The following is a 736-nucleotide window of genomic DNA, read 5'->3' on the forward strand; positions in this document are numbered from 1 at the left end:
TGTTTGCAGCGCTTTGCTGCCAATGGTGCAACACCACACCACCTGCTAGCACAAGGAATAGAGCCGGTTCGCCTGCGGGAACAGCTAGCTGCCTTTGCAGATCAGCGGCCGGTGGCCTCAGATTTAGTTGCACCGAACGATGGGCACAGGCTTGGGCGCAGGTGAGGCACAGCACACAGTTGCGGTTATCGCTGAGGTGGGCCGGGTGGGTGCCCAGGGGGCAGCCGCTGGTGGCTAGCCCCTCTCCTTCCGCCGGGCCTCCTTTAAAGCAGGCATAACTACTGCAACTACCGCTACAGGTGCCGGCTTGGGCCCGCAATTCCAGGATTGATAGCTTGGCAAACAGGCCATTCATGCCGCCCACGGGGCAGAGGTAACGGCACCAAAATCTTTTTTCAAAAGCCAGGGAACCCAGCACCGCTCCAGCTGTGATCACCAGCAGCAGGCAACTGCTGAGCCAAGGGCTGCTTTCCATGGCGTCCAGTTCCTCCCACAGCAGAATTGCAGCAAAACCAGCGGCCAGTAGAGGTGAGGCCCAGCGGTCGGTGTTGCCGCRGGGCCAACGGGCTGGCTGCCAGCCGATGCGCGTTGCAATGCGTTGGCTGATTTCACCCCACACCATGAAGGGGCAAAAGGAACACCAAAGCCTGCCCACGAATGGAAAACCCAGCAGGATTAGGGGCCACCACCAGGCCCAAAATAGATTTAGGGCACCGTTATGGGCCCGATCCTGGGG

1 protein-coding gene is annotated in these 736 nt (G+C 60.1%); it reads right to left on the minus strand.

Features of this window, described 5'->3' with window-relative positions:
• Positions 1-736, minus strand: a 736-nt coding sequence (locus tag C7K08_RS14845; RefSeq protein ID WP_117434675.1) for a 4Fe-4S binding protein, incomplete at both ends; no start/stop codon positions are given.

It is taken from the genome of Synechococcus lacustris str. Tous, assembly GCF_003011125.1.
Taxonomy (GTDB): Bacteria; Cyanobacteriota; Cyanobacteriia; order PCC-6307; family Cyanobiaceae; genus Synechococcus_D; species Synechococcus_D lacustris.